Annotated in this window: 15 protein-coding genes; 8 read left to right on the top strand and 7 right to left on the bottom strand. The window is 69.4% G+C overall.

Features of this window, described 5'->3' with window-relative positions; genetic code table 11:
* Positions 1 to 70 precede the first annotated feature (70 nt).
* The 4 genes from ERL55_RS14810 to ERL55_RS00980 all read left to right on the top strand — a co-directional run bounded on the left by ERL55_RS14810 (position 71) and on the right by ERL55_RS00980 (position 4,105).
* Complete coding sequence (locus tag ERL55_RS14810; RefSeq protein ID WP_164972083.1) at positions 71 to 628, top strand: biliverdin-producing heme oxygenase; 558 nt, start codon at positions 71 to 73, stop codon at positions 626 to 628.
* Positions 625 to 2,337, top strand: a complete 1,713-nt coding sequence (locus tag ERL55_RS00990; RefSeq protein ID WP_164972082.1) for a GAF domain-containing protein — start codon at positions 625 to 627, stop codon at positions 2,335 to 2,337. The genes ERL55_RS14810 and ERL55_RS00990 overlap by 4 nt, the downstream gene beginning before the upstream one ends.
* Positions 2,338 to 2,414: 77 nt before the next feature.
* Positions 2,415 to 3,056, top strand: a complete 642-nt coding sequence (locus ERL55_RS00985) for a TIGR00645 family protein (protein WP_129134764.1) — start codon at positions 2,415 to 2,417, stop codon at positions 3,054 to 3,056.
* A 29-nt stretch (positions 3,057 to 3,085) separates the two neighbouring features.
* On the top strand, positions 3,086 to 4,105 hold the full coding sequence (locus tag ERL55_RS00980; protein ID WP_241685869.1) for an alpha/beta hydrolase: 1,020 nt from the start codon (positions 3,086 to 3,088) through the stop codon (positions 4,103 to 4,105).
* 115 nt (positions 4,106 to 4,220) lie between these two features.
* Here the strand turns inward: ERL55_RS00980 and ERL55_RS00975 are convergent, their stop codons facing one another.
* The 5 genes from ERL55_RS00975 to ERL55_RS00955 all read right to left on the bottom strand — a co-directional run bounded on the left by ERL55_RS00975 (position 4,221) and on the right by ERL55_RS00955 (position 10,890).
* Positions 4,221 to 5,303 carry a Fic family protein gene (locus ERL55_RS00975; protein WP_129134762.1) on the bottom strand — a complete coding sequence of 361 codons (1,083 nt, stop codon included), beginning with the start codon at positions 5,301 to 5,303 and terminating at the stop codon, positions 4,221 to 4,223.
* Between the two features lie 97 nt (positions 5,304 to 5,400).
* Complete coding sequence (locus tag ERL55_RS00970) at positions 5,401 to 6,189, bottom strand: TSUP family transporter (protein ID WP_129134761.1); 789 nt, start codon at positions 6,187 to 6,189, stop codon at positions 5,401 to 5,403.
* A gap of 191 nt (positions 6,190 to 6,380) precedes the next feature.
* Positions 6,381 to 7,397 carry a 3-oxoacyl-ACP synthase III gene (locus ERL55_RS00965; protein WP_129134760.1) on the bottom strand — a complete coding sequence of 339 codons (1,017 nt, stop codon included), beginning with the start codon at positions 7,395 to 7,397 and terminating at the stop codon, positions 6,381 to 6,383.
* 100 nt (positions 7,398 to 7,497) lie between these two features.
* Complete coding sequence (locus tag ERL55_RS00960) at positions 7,498 to 7,806, bottom strand: DUF4156 domain-containing protein (protein WP_129134759.1); 309 nt, start codon at positions 7,804 to 7,806, stop codon at positions 7,498 to 7,500.
* A gap of 216 nt (positions 7,807 to 8,022) precedes the next feature.
* Positions 8,023 to 10,890 carry a pitrilysin family protein gene (locus ERL55_RS00955; protein WP_129134758.1) on the bottom strand — a complete coding sequence of 956 codons (2,868 nt, stop codon included), beginning with the start codon at positions 10,888 to 10,890 and terminating at the stop codon, positions 8,023 to 8,025.
* A 124-nt stretch (positions 10,891 to 11,014) separates the two neighbouring features.
* Between ERL55_RS00955 and ERL55_RS00950 the strand changes: the two genes are divergently transcribed.
* Positions 11,015 to 11,728, top strand: coding sequence for an SDR family oxidoreductase (locus tag ERL55_RS00950; protein ID WP_129134757.1), 714 nt, complete (start codon positions 11,015 to 11,017; stop codon positions 11,726 to 11,728).
* Positions 11,729 to 11,780: 52 nt separating this feature from the next.
* Positions 11,781 to 12,245, top strand: a complete 465-nt coding sequence (locus ERL55_RS00945; protein WP_129134756.1) for a tRNA (cytidine(34)-2'-O)-methyltransferase — start codon at positions 11,781 to 11,783, stop codon at positions 12,243 to 12,245.
* A gap of 5 nt (positions 12,246 to 12,250) precedes the next feature.
* Here the strand turns inward: ERL55_RS00945 and ERL55_RS00940 are convergent, their stop codons facing one another.
* Positions 12,251 to 12,571, bottom strand: coding sequence for a DUF6122 family protein (locus tag ERL55_RS00940; protein ID WP_129134755.1), 321 nt, complete (start codon positions 12,569 to 12,571; stop codon positions 12,251 to 12,253).
* A 377-nt stretch (positions 12,572 to 12,948) separates the two neighbouring features.
* On the opposite strand from ERL55_RS00940, the gene ERL55_RS00935 reads away from it, so the two are divergent.
* On the top strand, positions 12,949 to 13,596 hold the full coding sequence (locus tag ERL55_RS00935; RefSeq protein ID WP_129134754.1) for a DNA-3-methyladenine glycosylase: 648 nt from the start codon (positions 12,949 to 12,951) through the stop codon (positions 13,594 to 13,596).
* Positions 13,597 to 13,622: 26 nt separating this feature from the next.
* Here the strand turns inward: ERL55_RS00935 and ERL55_RS00930 are convergent, their stop codons facing one another.
* The gene (locus ERL55_RS00930; RefSeq protein ID WP_129134753.1) at positions 13,623 to 14,450 is read right to left on the bottom strand and encodes an OBAP family protein; all 828 of its coding nucleotides are present in this window, start codon (positions 14,448 to 14,450) and stop codon (positions 13,623 to 13,625) included.
* Positions 14,451 to 14,741: 291 nt separating this feature from the next.
* Here ERL55_RS00930 and ERL55_RS00925 point away from each other — a divergent pair, with 291 nt between their 5' ends.
* On the top strand, positions 14,742 to 15,320 hold the full coding sequence (locus ERL55_RS00925) for a diffusible signal factor-reguated Ax21 faimly protein (RefSeq protein WP_164972225.1): 579 nt from the start codon (positions 14,742 to 14,744) through the stop codon (positions 15,318 to 15,320).
* Positions 15,321 to 15,984: the final 664 nt, after the last annotated feature.

Genomic DNA, 15,984 nt, shown 5'->3' with positions numbered 1-15,984 from the left:
GAAGCTGACTCGTTCACGCGGGTGCCACGAAAGTGAATACTGCTGCCGGCCCGATCTGTATCCTCGACCGATGCCTCTGACCGCCCTGAAACCCGTCGCCGATCTGCGCGATCGGCTGCGAGAAGCAACGCTGTCCGCCCACCGGCAGCTCGACGGGCTGCTTGCGGGCGGCCTGGCCGACGTCGCCACCTACCACGCCTACCTGCGCGGCATGCACCGCTTCATCAGCGATGCCGAAGCGGTCCTCGACGAGCCTCCGCTGCGCTCGCTGTGGCTGTCCGCGGACCTGGTTGCACTGGAACTGCCCCCATTGCCGCCGTGCGGCAGGCTGCAGCGCGCGACCGGTGCCGAAGAACGCCTTGGCTGGCGCTACGTGATAGCAGGAAGCAGCATGGGCGCGCGCCTGCTGCGGCGCGATGCGCAGCGCCTGGGATTCACCGCCCAGCGCGGCGCCCGCTTCCTCGACCGCCATGCCATCGACGGCGAATGGCCGGCGGTGCTGCAACAGCTCGCGCAAGCGGCACTCCCACCTGCACGCGAAGCGCTGCTCGTCGAGGGCGCGCACGATGCGTTCGCCGCCGCCGAAGCCGGCCTGCGCCGTGCGCTCCTTCTGGACGATGTGCCATGACCAAGCCCCTCGACCGCGCGCTCGCCGCGTGCGCACGCGAACCGATCCACCAGTCCGGCGCGATCCAGCCGCATGGCTACATGATCAGCTGCGCGCTGCCCGACTGGACCATCCGCCACGTGTCGGCAAACATCGAGGAGGTCACCGGCTACCCGCCGGAAGACATGCTGCGGCAGTCGCTGCGCGAGTTCTTCACCAGCGACCTGATCGAACCGATCGCCGAGACCATCGGCTTCACCGAAGCCGGCGCACCGCCGCAGCGCGCCGCGATCGGCAATATCGGGCCGATGGCGCAGCTGTGCGATATCGGCGTGCACGTGGCCGATGGCCTGGTGCACCTGGAGATCGAGGTGCAGCCGCAGAACGCCTCGGGCGAACGTTCGCCGACGATGGCCGCGCAGGCGATGATCTCGCGCCTGGCCGGCCACGACGATGCCGACGGCTTCAACCAGCAGGTCGCCGAACAGGTGCGCCTGCTGACCGGCTACGACCGGGTGATGATCTACCGCTTCCGCCACGACGATGCCGGCGAGGTGGTGGCCGAGGCGCGCGATCCGGGCATGCCCTCCTACCTCGGCCTGCGCTATCCGGGTTCCGACATTCCGGCGCAGGCGCGTGCGCTGTACCTGCGAAACCGCGTGCGGGTGATCCCGGACGTGTCCTACGTGCCGGTGCCGGTGATCCCCGACCGCCACGCCAATGGCGATCCGCTCAATCTCGGCCAGCACGCGCTGCGCAGCGTGTCGCCGGTGCACATGGAATACCTGCGCAACATGGGCGTGGCGGCATCGGCCTCGATCTCGATCGTCGCCGGCGGCCGCCTGTGGGGCCTGATCGCCTGCCACCACCGCACGCCGCGGCGGCTGTCGCCGGGCGTGCGCGCCTCGGCCGACCTGTTCGGCCTGTTCGTGTCGATGCGCATCGCCGCGCGCGACCAGCAGCGCGCGGTGGCGCAGGAAGACGACGCACGCCAGGTGCGCGACACCCTCTCCCTGCGCCTGGCCGCCGCGCCCGACCCGCGCCTGGCGCTGCCCGACAACCTCGACCTGCTGCTGCGTGCCGTGGCCAGCGACGGCGTGGCGCTGTTCCAGCGCGGGCAGTGGCACACCGCCGGGCGTACGCCGGGCGCGGACGCGAAGCCACGCCTGGTGCGCTGGGCCGAGCACCGCTCGGCACCGAACATCATCGCCACCGCGAATGCCAGCGACTGGGAAGGCGACGTCGACGGTGACGGCCTTGCCGGCGTGCTGGCGCTGCCGCTGGATCCGGCCACCGGCGACTGGCTGTTCTTCTTCCGCTGCGAGGAGGTGGAGGAGGTCCGCTGGGCGGGGCCGCCTGGCGAGCCGATGCAGCTCGACGCGAGCGGCAACCGCCTCGGCCCACGCCGTTCCTTCTCCGCCTGGCACGAGGTGGTGCGCGGGCGCAGCGTGCCGTGGAGCGATGCCGACCAGCGCACCGCCGACCGCCTGAGCATGCTGCTGCGCGAGCGCTACCGGCGCAGCGACCTGCACGTGCAGGTCAGCGACCTGCGCGCGCGGCGCACGCGGGTGGCGGTGCGTGACCAGCGCGAGCGCCTGCTGCGCCTGTCCGAGCTGCTCGACGGTCTGGTGCACGTGGGCCCGGACGAGGCGGCGCGGCTGGCGGCGCGCATCTCGGTGCTGGAATCCGAACTGCAGACGCTGATCGGCAGCGAGGCCATCGAGCACTGACGGCAGCCACACACGCGGCGCTTGGCAGGATGCCGGCGCGGTCGTTACATTGCGCCGCCCTGTCCTGCGGCGCCTGCATGTCCTCCCCCGCCACCACCACCCCGCCCGGCCTGCTCGCCGGGCTGATCTTCAGTTCCCGCTGGCTGCAGCTTCCGCTCTACCTCGGCCTCATCGCCGCGCAGGGCGTGTATGTCGTGCTGTTCGTCAAGGAGCTGTGGCACCTGATCCACGGTGCGGCCAGCCTCGGCGAGCAGGCGATCATGCTGATCGTGCTCGGCCTGATCGACGTGGTGATGATCTCCAACCTGCTGGTGATGGTGATCGTCGGCGGCTACGAAACCTTCGTGTCGCGGCTGCGGCTGGAAGGCCATCCCGACCAGCCGGAGTGGCTGTCCCACGTCAACGCCAGCGTGCTCAAGGTCAAGCTGGCGATGGCGATCATCGGCATCAGCTCGATCCACCTGCTCAAGACCTTCATCGAGGCCGGGATGGCCGGCGGCCTGCCGACCTGCGGCACCGTCGACGCACTGCAGGCGGCGAAACTGTGGATGGAGATGGGCGGCGCCGCCAACGTGCGCACCTGCACCACCTACACCGCCGACGGCATCATGTGGCAGGCGATCATCCATGCCATCTTCATCCTGTCGGCCATCGGCATCGCCTGGACCGACCGGCTGATGCACCACGCCGGCAACCATCGCGAAAAGCACGCGGGCTGAGCCGACCAGGAGCAGGCATGCGCAGCGGGATCCGGTTGACCACAGCAGCACTCCTGTTCGCGGGCCTCCCGGGCATCACCGGCATTGCGTCCGCGGACAACCGCGCCGCCTACGGCCCGCGGCTCGAAGGCTTCGAGTACCCGCACCCGGTCCACACGCATGCGTTCGAATCGCAGCGCCGGCAGGTGGAGATGATCTACCTGGACGTGGCGCCCACCGGCGAGGCCAACGGCCGCACCGCGCTGTTGCTGCACGGCAAGAACTTCTGCGCCGCCACCTGGGAGCAGACCATCGCCGCGCTTGCGCAGGCCGGCTACCGCGTGATCGCGCCCGACCAGGTGGGCTTCTGCAAGTCCAGCAAGCCCGACGGCTACCAGTACGCGCTCGCCGGCCTGGCCCACAACACACGCGGCCTGCTGGCCTCGCTTGGCATCGAGCACAGCGTGGTGGTCGGGCATTCCATGGGCGGCATGCTGGCGATGCGCTACGCGCTGATGTATCCCGACGCCGTGGAGCACCTGGCCCTCGTGGGCCCCATCGGCCTGGAGGACTGGAAGGCCAAGGGCGTGCCCTACCAGCCGGTGGAAGCGGTCTACGCATCGGAACTGCGCACCACCTACGACAGCATCCGCGACTACCAGACCAGGGTGTACTACGCGGGCGAATGGCGCCCGGAGTTCGAGCGCTGGGCGCGGATGCAGGCCGGCATGTATGCAGGCCCGGGCCGCGAACTGGTGGCGTGGCACCAGGCGCTGACGTTCGACATGTTGATGTGGCAGCCGGTGGTTTACGAACTGCCGCTGCTACGGGTGCCGACGACGCTGTTCATTGGCGTGCATGACCGGACGGCGCTGGGGAAGGCGGCAGCGCCGGCCGAGGCCCAGGCCAGGCTGGGCGACTATCGGACGTTGGGGCGCCGGGCCGCGGCCGCGATCCCGGGCGCGGTACTGGTGGAGTACGAGGATCTCGGGCATTCGCCGCATATCCAGGATCCGGAGCGGTTTCATCGGGATCTGCTTCGGGAGATTGCTCGCGACGCAATTGATTAGGTAGTGATGCCACAACTCGACAGGTCGGGCCCTGCCCCACACCGGCTGGGCGCGGTCGCGGACTTCGTCGAGACCCAGCGGCATGTGTACGCACTCCCGGCGTCGACGGACAGGCTCACGCGCGCTCCTCCGGCGCACCCTCGCGGCTGAGCAGGGCGAACAATGGCCGGTTCACGTAGTAGTTGTTGCGCCCCACGCGGATCTTGTCGAGCACGCTGTCCCGCGCCAGCTGATCCAGGTACTTGGTGGCCGTGGCGCGCGCGATACCGAGCTCGCGCTGCAGGAACTCGACGCGGGTATAGGGGTGGTTGAACAGGTTGTTGAGCAGGTCCTGGCTGTAGAACCGGTACTCGCTGCGAAGGTGCTGCTTGGTGTCCTGCAACAGCACCTTGATCGCCTGCACGGTGTCGATGGTCTCGGCCGCGGTGACGGAGACAGCCTCAAGCATGTAGAGCACCCAGTCTTCCCATGCATCGTCGTCGCGCACCGCCTGCAGCAGCCGGTAGTAGTCCGGCTTGGTGCGTACGATGTGCCGGCTGAGGTAGAGCACGGGAATATCGAGCAGCCCCTCCTTGACCAAATACAGCACGTTGACGATGCGCCCGGTGCGCCCGTTGCCGTCGTAGAAGGGGTGGATGCTCTCGAACTGGTGGTGGACCAGCGCCATCTTCACCAACGGATCGGCCGCGAACGACGGCTCGTCGTGCATGAAGCGCTCCAGGCCACCCATCAACCGGCGCACGTCGTTGGCATCCTGCGGCGGTTCGTAGACCAGCTGCCCGGCACCGTCGCGCAACGCCGTGCCGGGCAGCTTGCGCAGGCCGGCGCGGTTGCACTCGAGCTGTTCCTGGATGTCGAGAATGGTATTGAGCGTGAGCAGGCCGGTCGCCTTCACGCGTTCGTGGCCGGCGCGCAGCGCCTGGCGATAGCGCAGGACTTCCTTGACGGCCGTGCCGACGGCATCGCTGGCTTCCTCATCGCGGTAGAGATCGTCCTGCGTGGTGACGATGTTCTCGATGGCCGAGCTGTCCCGTGCTTCCTGCAGGGTCAAGGTATTGATGAGGATGTTCTGGTTGGGAATGCCGGCGGCGACGCCCTTGAGTTCGGCCAGCCTGCGGTTGGCTTCAACCAGTAGCCGGAAGATCGGCACGGTTTCAAACCGATGCGGGTCCAGATCGGACAGGGGAGGCAGGGGCATGCCGGAGTCCTCGTGGACAGGAAACCCGGATTCTTATACACATCGCAGGCGACGTGTACAAATTCTGACGTTTTTTAGGCACGTCCCATGCGGTGCCTCAGCCGAAGACACGCTTTACCCACTCCACCAGCGGATTGTCCGGGTCCGCGAGCAGCTTCACCGTCAGCGCCAGCGACATCACCACCAGCAGCGGGCGGATCGCGCGGCTGCCGACCTTCAGCGCGAGGTGGGCGCCGAGCTGGCCGCCGGCGAGGCTGGCCACCGCCATCACCAGGCCCAGCAGCCACAGCACCTGGCCGCCGATGACGAAGGTGATCAGCGCCGCGACGTTGCTGGCGAGGTTGAGGCACTTGGTATGCGCGGTGGCGGACACCAGGCCCATGCCGAACAGCGCCACCAGCGCGGTGGCCATGAACGAGCCGGCGCCGGGGCCGAAGAAGCCGTCGTAGAACCCCAGCCCGGTCATCGTCGCCACCAGCGCGCCCTCGCCGAGCCGCGCTCGGGTATCGGTCTCGCTGGGCTTCGGCCCGAACAGGAAGTAGCCGGCCATGGTGATGAGCAGCAGCGGCACCAGCCCGGCGAGGAACGAGGGATCCACCGCCTGCAGCGCCAGTGCGCCGCCCACCGAGCCCGCGAACGCGCCACCCGCCGGCCAGGCGATGCGCCGGAAGTCGATCCAGCCACGGCGGGCGAACGCGTAGACGGCGCCACTGGTGCCGAAGCTCGACTGCAGCTTGTTGGTGGCCAGCGCCTGCACCGGCGGCACCCCGGCCGCCATCAGCGCGGGGATGGTGATCAGCCCGCCACCGCCGGCCATCGCGTCGATGGTGCCGGCGACGAATGCGGCCAGGGCCAGCAGGGCGAGGACGTCGAGGCCGAATTCCATGGGATCTGCACCAGCGCGGCGCGGTGGCACCGGTCGATGTGGGTGGGTGTGCAAGGCGCGCGTGGCGCGTGCCGCGCCCGCGAACCGATGCGTCGCGCGTGGCGGCGCGCGGGGCCGGTCAGGCCGCCGCGGGCGGACATGACAGGGGCCGGACAGGCCGGCCCCGGATCACGACGAAGGTGTGGCCGGTATTACCAGACCACCTCGGCCATCGAGCAGTTCAGGCCGGAGCCGATGCCCAGCAGCGCCACCCGGTCGCCCTTCTTCAGGCGGCCGTCCTCGCGCAGCTTCGACAGCACGATCGGCACCGAGGCCGGGCCGATGTTGCCGTGCTCGCCGAAGATGGTCATGACCTTCTTGGGATCGATGTTGAAGGCCTTGATGAAGGCGGCGGTGTGCGCCTTGCTGACCTGGTGGATCACGAACTCGTCGAGCTCCTCGACCGCCCAGCCGAGCTTGGCCTTGGCGGCGATGAAGGTCTTCTGCGCCAGCTTGATGCCCTCGATCAGCAGCATCCGGGTGTCGGTGACCATGCGGTCGAGGTTGCCGCGGCACAGGGTGTTCCACTCGGTGGCCGCGCGGGTCACGCCGCCCTTGTAGCGCGGCGCGCCGGGGGCGAGCTCGGCGCGTGCCAGCACCATCGCCGCGGCACCGCAGCCCAGCGTCAGCGTGGCGAGCTCGTTGCGGAAGTCCTCCTCGGTGGCCTCCGGGCGCAGCAGGCGCTCGATGGTCTTCTCGTAGGCGAGGTTGGCGGTCTCGCCGTCGACGACCAGCGCGTAGTCGATCTCGCCGCGCTCGATCATGCGGCTGGCCACGTCCATGCCGTTGAGGAAGGCCAGGCAGGCGTTGGCGAGGTCGAAGTTCTGGCAGGTGTCGGACATGCCGAGGTTGCCGCTGACGATCGACGCGGTGGACGGCTCGAGGTAGTCACGGCTGACCGAGGTGTTGACCAGCAGGCCGACCTTGGCCGGGTCGATGCCGGCATCGGCCAGCGCCTTGACCGCGGCGAGCGTGGCCGCATCGGAGGCCTGGACGTCGTCGTCCCACAGCCGCCGGGCGTGGATGCCGGCGATGTCCTGCAGGACGTCGGTCTTGATGTTGAGGCGGTCGAGCGTGGGCTTGAGGCGCGCGTTGATTTCGTCCGACGTCAGCCGCCGCGGGGCGTCGATGTGGGCCAGACCGGCAATGGCGACGTGTTGGAACAGCATGGACGTGGGCACCGCGGCAAAAAAGGTGACATAGGGTACCGGCTTCCGGTTCCCCGCGCATTTTGAATGGGCGGTCAAACTGAATCGCGGGGTGCGCGGCTCAGCCGCCGCAGCGCCAGGCGGCGAAGCGCTGGCTGCCGGCAGTCGGCGGGGCCAGCGGATGCACGGTGTCGGCGCCCATCCCGGGGGCCTCGTTGCGGGCCAGGGTTTCCAGCTCCTCGCGCACGCGCAGCTGGTTGCGTTCGATGAAGGCCACGTTGTGCTTCACCGACACCTCCACCTCGCCGCGCTTCTCGCAGCCGGAGGGCGCGGTGGGCGCGACCCGCACCGCGCTGGCACCGGGCGCCATGTGCACCCAGGTGCAGCCGGTCGTGGCGAGGAACAGGACCGCAAGGAGAGGTGCGCGCATGGGATGACTCCGGAAGGCGTGAAGAGCGGGGATTCTGCCATTGGCGGCGGGCGGGGGTGCGTTGCCCGGCGGCGCTGACCGCTGCCGATGGCGATCCGCCGTGGCGCGGATGCCCTGCCTGCCCTCATCCGGCCCTTCGGGCCACCTTCTCCCGCTCGCGGGAGAAGGGTGTGGTTTGCCCGCTCGCGGGAGAAGGGTGCGGTTTGCCGGTCGTGGTTACCTGCCCGCCACCGGGTTGCCGTCGGCGTCGACCACCGACACCTCGCCCAGTTCCAGCGCGCGCACCGGGGCCTCGATCTTGGACAGGTCGCCGACGATCACCCAGGTCAGCCGCTGCGGGTCGATCGTGGCGGCCGCCTCGTGGACCTGGTCAGGGGTCAGCGCCTCGATCTCGGCACGCCGCTGCTCGACGTAATCGTCCGCACGGCCGTAGCGCACCATGGCCGAGATCTCGGACAGCACGCTGCTGGCGGTCTCGTATGAACCCGGCAGGCCGCGGATCTCGGTGGCCTGGATCTTGGCCACTTCGTCAGCCGTGGCCGGGGTCTGGCCGCTGGCGTATTCGGTGATCTCGCGGCGCATCTCGGCCAGCGCATCGGCGGTGCGGTCGATCTGCACCGGTGCCAGCGCGATCCACGGCCGCGGCCCGACCGCACCGACAGTCGTGGTGAACGCGCCGTACGACCAGTGCTTGTCCTCGCGCAGGTTCATGTTGAGCCGCGAGGTGAAGGTGCCGCCGAGCACCGAGTTGGCGATGCCGAAGCGGGTGGCGCCGTCATCACGGCTGGATGGCACCAGCTGGCCGACGAAGATGTTGGCCTGCACCGCACCCGGCTGGTCGATCAGGAACACCCGCGGGCTGGCCGGGCGTGCGACCGCATCCACCGACGGCAGCTCCGGGGCCGGACCGGCGGCGCGCCAGTCGCCGAAGTGGCGCTCCAGCGCCGGGACGATCTCGTCCAGCGTGGTGTCGCCGACGACCACCAGGGTGGCGTTGTCCGGGCGCACCCAGTCGCGATGGAAGGCGACGAGGTCGTCGCGGGTCAGCGCGGCCACGGACTGCTCGGTGCCGCTGCCGCTGAGCGGGATCGCATACGGATGCCCTTCGCCATACAGCAGCGGCGGCAGCACCCGCAGCGCGGCGCCATTGGGGCGCGCCTTCTCCTGGCGGATGCCGGCGATCCAGGTCGCCTTGACGCGGTCGATCTCGGACGGGTCGAAGCGCGGCGCGCGGATCATCTGCGCATACAGCGCAAGCGACGGATCGAGGTTCTCCTTGAGCGCCGACAGGTAGGCGTTGCCGCCATCCAGGCTCGCGCCCGACGACAGCACCGCGCCGAGCGCCTCGGCACGCTCGGCGAACTCCAGCGCGCGCAGCTCGCCGGCGCCCTCGTCGAGCATGCCCATGGTGAAACCGGAGGTGCCGAGCCTGCGGCCCTGGTCGGCGGCGTAGCCACCGGGGAACTCGTAGCTCATCTGCACCACCGGAATGTCGCTGCGGCGGGCGAGGATGACCTGCGTGCCGTTGGAGAGCTGCGCGCGCTCCAGCGCCGGGAACGCGAGTTCCGGGAAGCTCTCCGGCACCGGCACGCCCTGGCTGCGATCGACCTGCGGCTGCGTATGCGTGTACTTCGAGTCGACCGGTGGCAGCTCGAACGGCGCCGGCGTCACCGCGGGCTCCTCGGGAATCTCCTGGCGCTCGCCCGGGACCACGGTGAGCACGTGGTCGCCCGCGGCCAGCCAGGTGCCGCCCACCGCGGCGACCTGCTCCGCGGTGGTCGCGGCGATCGTCTCGAGCGAACGCCGGAAGCAGCCCGGGTCCTGCTCGTACACCGTGCATTCGGCCAGCGCGTCGGCCTTGCCGCCGAAGCCGCCGATGCGCTCGATGCCGCGGATGAAGCCGGCGCGCACCGCGGTCTTCGCGCGTTCCACCTCGCCGGCATCGGGACCTTCGGCGATCAACCGCTTGAGTTCTTCGTCGATCGCGGCCTCCACCTGCGCGGGCTCAACGCCGTCGCGCACGTTGGCCATGATCATGAAACGCGAACCCAGCTGGCCGCCCCCGGCCATCGCGCTGATGCTGTCGACCAGGCGGTCCGTGTGCAGCAGCCGGCGGTCGAGCCGCGAGGTGCGCGCACCGCCGAGCACATGGGCGAGCACCTGCAGCCGCTCGAGATCCTCGGAGCCGGTTTCGGCCACGTTCCACACCCGGTAGATGCGCGTCTGCGGCACCTTGTCCTCGAGGGTGTCGCGGGTGGTGGCGGTGCGGCGCGCGGGATCGACCGACGGCTGCGCCATCGTCGGCCCGGCCGGGATATGCCCGAAGTAGCGCGCGACCTTCTCCTTCGCGGTGGCCACGTCGATGTCGCCGGCCAGCACCAGCACCGCGTTGTTCGGGCCATACCAGGCGCGGAACCACTGCTGCACGTCCTCGAGCGTGGCGGCGTCGAGGTCGTTCATCGAGCCGATCACGCTGTGGTGGTACGGGTGTCCCTTCGGGTACAGCGACTTGCCCAGCACTTCCCAGACCTGGCCATAGGGCTGGTTCTGGCCCTGGCGCTTCTCGTTCTGCACCACGCCGCGCTGCTCGTCGAGCGCGGCCTGGTCGACCGCGCCGAGCAGGTGGCCCATGCGGTCGGATTCCATCCACAGCGCCATGTCGAGCGCGGTGGTGGGCACGTTCTGGAAGTAGTTGGTGCGGTCGGAGTTGGTGGTGCCGTTCATGTCGGTGGCGCCGACCAGTTCGAACGGGGCGAAGAACTCACCCTCGTGATGCTCGGTCTTCTGGAACATCAGGTGTTCGAACAGGTGCGCGAAGCCGGTGCGCCCGGCCGGCTCGTCCTTGGAGCCGACGTGGTACCAGAGGTTCACCGCCACGATCGGCGCCTTGCGGTCGGTGTGCACCACCACGCGCAGGCCGTTGGGCAGGGTGAACTGCTCGTAGGCGATGTCGACCGCCGGCGGCGGGGTCTGTGCGAACGCGGACGGCACCAGCGCGCCCATCCCGAGGGCGAGCCCCAGCGCGCAGGCGAGGATGGCGGTACGGGGGCGTGCTGCGGCGGCAGCGGTACGGGCGTGGCGCATGCGGTCTCCTTGTCCGGGCGGACGGTCGATGGACGCCGATGGTAGCCGCCACGATCACCGCATCGCACCCGCCACTGGTCATTGCCCACATGCCCTTGGCGCCGCCGGCAGGCACACTCTCGGCATGAACAGCCAACCGTCCCGCCACGTCCTCGTCACCGGTGCCAACCGCGGCATCGGCCTGGAGTTCACCCGCCAGTTGCTGGCCCGCGGCGACCGCGTCGTCGCCACCGCACGCGAGCCCGGCAGGGCCACCGCGCTCAACACCCTGGCCGGCGAATATCCCGGCCACCTGCACGTGCTGCCGCTCGACATCACCCAACCACGCGCTCACGCGGAACTGCTGCGCGAGCTGCCGCTGGTCCTGGAAGACGCGCACATCGACCTGCTGATCAACAATGCCGGCGTGCTGCATTCGGGCGAGCGCTTCGGCGCGCTCGACCTCGACAACCTCGAACACAGCTTCCGCACCAACACCGCCGGGCCCTACCTGCTGACGCAGGCACTGGCACCGCAGCTCGCCGATGGTGCGCGGGTGGTCAACATGTCCTCGCGCATCGGTGCGATCGGCCTGACCACGCGCTTCGGTACCCCCAGCTATGCGATCAGCAAGGCCGCGCTGAACATGGCGACGGTGCTGCTGGCACAGGCACTGTCGGTGCGCGACATCGTGGTGGTGGCGGTCAGCCCCGGCTGGGTGCGCACCGACATGGGCGGCGAACAGGCCGAGGTGGCGCCCGAGGATGCGGTGGCCGGGCTGCTGGCGCGGGTCGACGACCTGTCGATGGCCGACTCCGGCAGCTTCTTCGACTGGCAGGGCGAGCCGATCCCCTGGTGACCGCGGCGCGGCAGCGGGTGCGACACTTGCGCCCCCGCCGGTGACCACGCGCATGTTCGACGTCCTGCTCTACCAGCCCGAGATCCCGCCCAACACCGGCAACGTGATCCGCCTGTGCGCCAACACCGGCGCGCGCCTGCACCTGATCCGCCCGCTGGGCTTCGACCTCGACGACCGCCAGCTCAGGCGCGCCGGTCTCGACTACCACGAGTACGCGACGCTGAACGTGCACGACTCGCTGGAAGCGGCGCTGGTGGCACTCGCGCCGCCGCGGCTGTTCGCACTGTCGACCCGCAACAGCACGCGCCACGACCAGGTGCGCTTCGAGGCGGGCGATGCCTTCCTGTTCGGCCCGGAAACCCGGGGTCTGCCCGACGACGTGCTTACCGGAATCCCGGCCGACCGCCGCCTGCGCCTGCCGATGCGCCCGGACAACCGCAGCCTCAACCTGTCGAATGCGGTGGCGGTGGTGGTGTTCGAGGCCTGGCGACAGCACGGGTTCGCGGGTTCGGTGTAGCGCCGCTACATCAGCACGCAGTCGATCGCGTCGAGCACGATGTGGATGACCAGCCCGGTGCCGAACCAGCGCGTACGTTTCGGCACCATCAGCGCGGCATACACGCCCACCGCGGGCCAGGTGTGCAGCGGATGGAAGCCGATGCTGCAACGCCCCGGGGCATAGACGGGGTCCGCGAGCAGGTGGTCGATATCGATCAGCCAGCCCGCCAGCATCCAGATCGCGGCGCGCCGCCAATGCTCCGGCCACACGATGCGCGCGACCGCCAGCGGCACCAGCACGTGCAGCAGCAGATGTAGGACCGGGCGCAGTTCGAGATCGGGCATGGCAGGACAGTGCAGCTGTGCGGGAACATCATCATCGCAGCCACGGTGCGGCACGCCGGACGATGGGCGCGTCCCGGCACGACTGGGAGAAGTTCTCCGTACTTGGTCGTGGGGGCTCCGACATCTCCTCTCGCGCTGCTTTCCGTCCAGATCGCGATGCCGTCCTCAGGCGCCTGCCGGGTGTTTCGCCGACCAAGGCGATATCGGGCGCCGACTCGGCGGAATACCCGGCAGGCGCCCCTGCGTATCCGTCTTTCATCATCCCGGAGCCCCGAACGCCCTCCGGCTCAGGCGCCCCTACGTGGGTGCCGATGGCCGTTGACCCCGCAGCCACCCGCATCCGTGCAGGCTGCACACCCCACCCACACAGGATGCGCATGCCCTTTCCATTGCCCGCGCACTGGACGCTGCTGCCCCGCGACTTCTACCGCCGCCATCCAACGGAAGTGGCGCCGCAGCTGCTCAACAGGATCCTTGTTCGCGATGACGGCCGCGCCGGCCGCATCGTCGAGGTCGAGGCCTATGCCGGCAGCGAGGATCCCGCCGCGCATTCGCACCGCGGCCCGACCCGGCGCAATGCCACGATGTTCGGAGAGCCCGGCCACCTGTATGTCTACTTCACCTACGGCATGCACTGGGGCAGCAACGCGGTGTGCGGCGATGTCGGCGAGGGCGCCGGCGTGCTGCTACGGGCGATCGAACCGCTGCAGGGGCTCGACCTGATCCGCGCCGCACGGCCGGGCGCGCGCCGCGACCGCGATCTCGCCAACGGCCCGGGCAAGCTCTCGCAGGCGATGGGCATCACCGGCGACTTCGACGGCGCCGACCTCGTCGCGCCCGACCGCGGCATCGCCATCGTCGACGATGGCACCCCGCCGCCCGCAACGCCTGCGGTCGGGCCGCGCATCGGCATCAGCCAGGCCATCGATTTCCACTGGCGCTGGCACGTGCCGGGTCATCCGCACGTGCCGCGTTGGCGGCCGCATCCATCAGCCCCGCGCAAGCGGCGAACGCCACCCGAGTGATGGCCTGACTGCTCCGGTCGGACCTCTCACTCCGCGGGTGCGGTCGTCTCACCTCCGGTCTGCGAACTCGCATTGCGCTCCGCGGGATCGGTCCCCGCCGGTGGCGTCGCACCGCTGCGACCGTGCTCGTGCCCGGTGGGATCGTCGAGCTGGATCACGTTGCCCTGCTCCCACGCATTCGCACCCGGCAGCACCGGCGGCACGACGATATCGGCGCGGCGCTCGCGCTTGGCGTGACCGTCCACCCCGAGGCGCTCGTCGCGCGCGGCCACCATCGCCGGGTCGGACTGGCCATCGGCGGTAAAGCCCATCATCAGCTGCGGCACGCCGTACGGCAGTTCCTTGTCGAGGTCGGTATGCCAGGTGTGCCAGGTCTTGCCGTACGTGCCGACGAGCTTCTCCATCAGCTCGTCCTCGGCAATTTCCGGAATGCCGGGCGCGACCAGCGTGCCCGACTTCACTTCGTACGAATGGCTGTGCCACAGCGGCTTCTCGCTCTCGGGCAGCGCCGCGAACAGCCGCTCGCTGACGATGTACTCCACCCCCATCAGCTTGGCGTCGCCGACGTTGCCGTCGTAGATCACGCACTGGATGACGTCCTCGTTGAGGTGCGAGCAGTAGTGGTGCGCCTCCATCTGCGCCTCCATCCGCCCGTTGTAGAAGTGGAAGCCGTCGAGGTAGGCATTGATCGCATCGATCGGAGGCTTGTCCTGCAGCACCGCGGCACCGGCTTCGAGCACCCGCGTCTTCGGCGATTCGTCCGCTCCGGGGGTGTCCACGGCGGATTCGGTGTCGCCGCCGCCACAGGCAGCTAGACCGAGGGCGAGGATCACGGGGCAGCAGATACGGCGCATGGCGGGCTCCACGGGCAGACGGGTCGGGCGAGCACAGGGCTCATTCCGCCGATTCTTCCGGGCCCGCCGTCAGTCACCCGTGATCGCAACTGAACAGTTCCGGAAAAGTTCCTGTACTGCGCCGTACACAATTCAGGGCACGTTGGCCCCCAGTCAGCAAAATGACGCCCGTCGGTCCGGAAGGCCGGTGCGCAAGTTCGTTCGTCTGGATTCGCGCTCCCTCCCTCCCGTCCTCCCGGGCCGGCCCTCTTTCAGCCGCTTTCCACTCAAAAGGCGCTCCGAATGTCCCGAATCAAGGCTTCCCTGCTCGCCCTCGGCCTGGCCGTGGCCCTGCCGTTCGCCGCGTCCGCGCAGTCGGCATCCGCGCTGTCCTACAACTATGTCGAAGCCGGCTACATCGCCACCAACAATTCGGACAGCGACGCCGACGGCTTCGCCGCGCGGGGCTCGGTCGCGTTCCACCCGAACTTCCATGTGTTCGGTGGCTTCCAGCGCCAGGACATCGACAACACCCCGGTCGACTTCGACGAGTGGCGCGTCGGCATCGGCTACAACCACGGCATCTCCCCGAATGCCGACCTGGTGACCCGGGTGGCCTACGAGAAGTTCGATGCCGGCCGCGACATCTTCGGCAACAACTACGAAGCCGACGGCTTCAGCGTCGAGGTCGGCCTGCGCGGTGCGCTGGCCCCGCAGTTCGAAGGCTATGCGATGGCCGGCTACGAGGACTTCGACGGCATCTACGGCGACGATTTCTACGGCCGCCTGGGCGCACAGTGGAAGTTCACCCCGAACTGGGGCGTGTCCGGCGACGTGAAGTTCGCCGGCGGCGACACCCAGTGGTTCGTCGGTCCGCGCTTCACCTGGTAAGCACCAGCACAGGGCAATACCCCGCGGGAGCTCCCTCCCCGACCCGCGGGACACGTCGCAAGATCTCTCTCTCCCCCGATATGCGACGTTCGACCCGGCCGGCAACGGCCGGGTCTTTTTTTGTTCGTCCCAAGGTCGTGGGCAATGACAGGCGACTGGACTGCTCGTGCGCGCGTACGAGTGGCTCCGTTGTGGCGCGCGCTGCCCGTCGCGCACACCGGGGGGTGTGCTCCCCCGGCCGGAGTCCGCGTCCAGCTACCACGGCCGGCCGCCGGCCATCCATGGCCGGCTGTCCGCACACCCCGCGGTGCACGCGACGGGCTCCGGCATTCGCCGGCTCCGGCACGGAAATCAACAGCGGTGAGTGCCGGTGCCGTCTGCAACCGATCACGCTCGTGCGTTCAGCAGTCAACAGTCTCCCGTTTTTCAGGAGCATGAAGGTCTACAACGGCGGCAGCCGAAGTCGTCAACTGCCGCGACGGCCTGACCTTGTTCGCCGTTGATCTTCTTTCAGACGCGACGACCGTTCGGGGCCCGCCGCGGACGCAGGGGGATGTCCAGAGCCGGCCATGGACGGCCGGCGGCCGGATGTGGGAGCAGGACGCGGAGATATCCGGCTGGGCATCCCCCTGTGGCCGCGGCGGGCCAGCGGCGCTCGCTCAAC

The sequence above is a fragment of the Luteimonas sp. YGD11-2 genome (genome assembly GCF_004118975.1).
GTDB lineage: Bacteria > Pseudomonadota > Gammaproteobacteria > Xanthomonadales > Xanthomonadaceae > Luteimonas > Luteimonas muca.
This window is presented reverse-complemented; position numbering and strand designations above follow the sequence as displayed.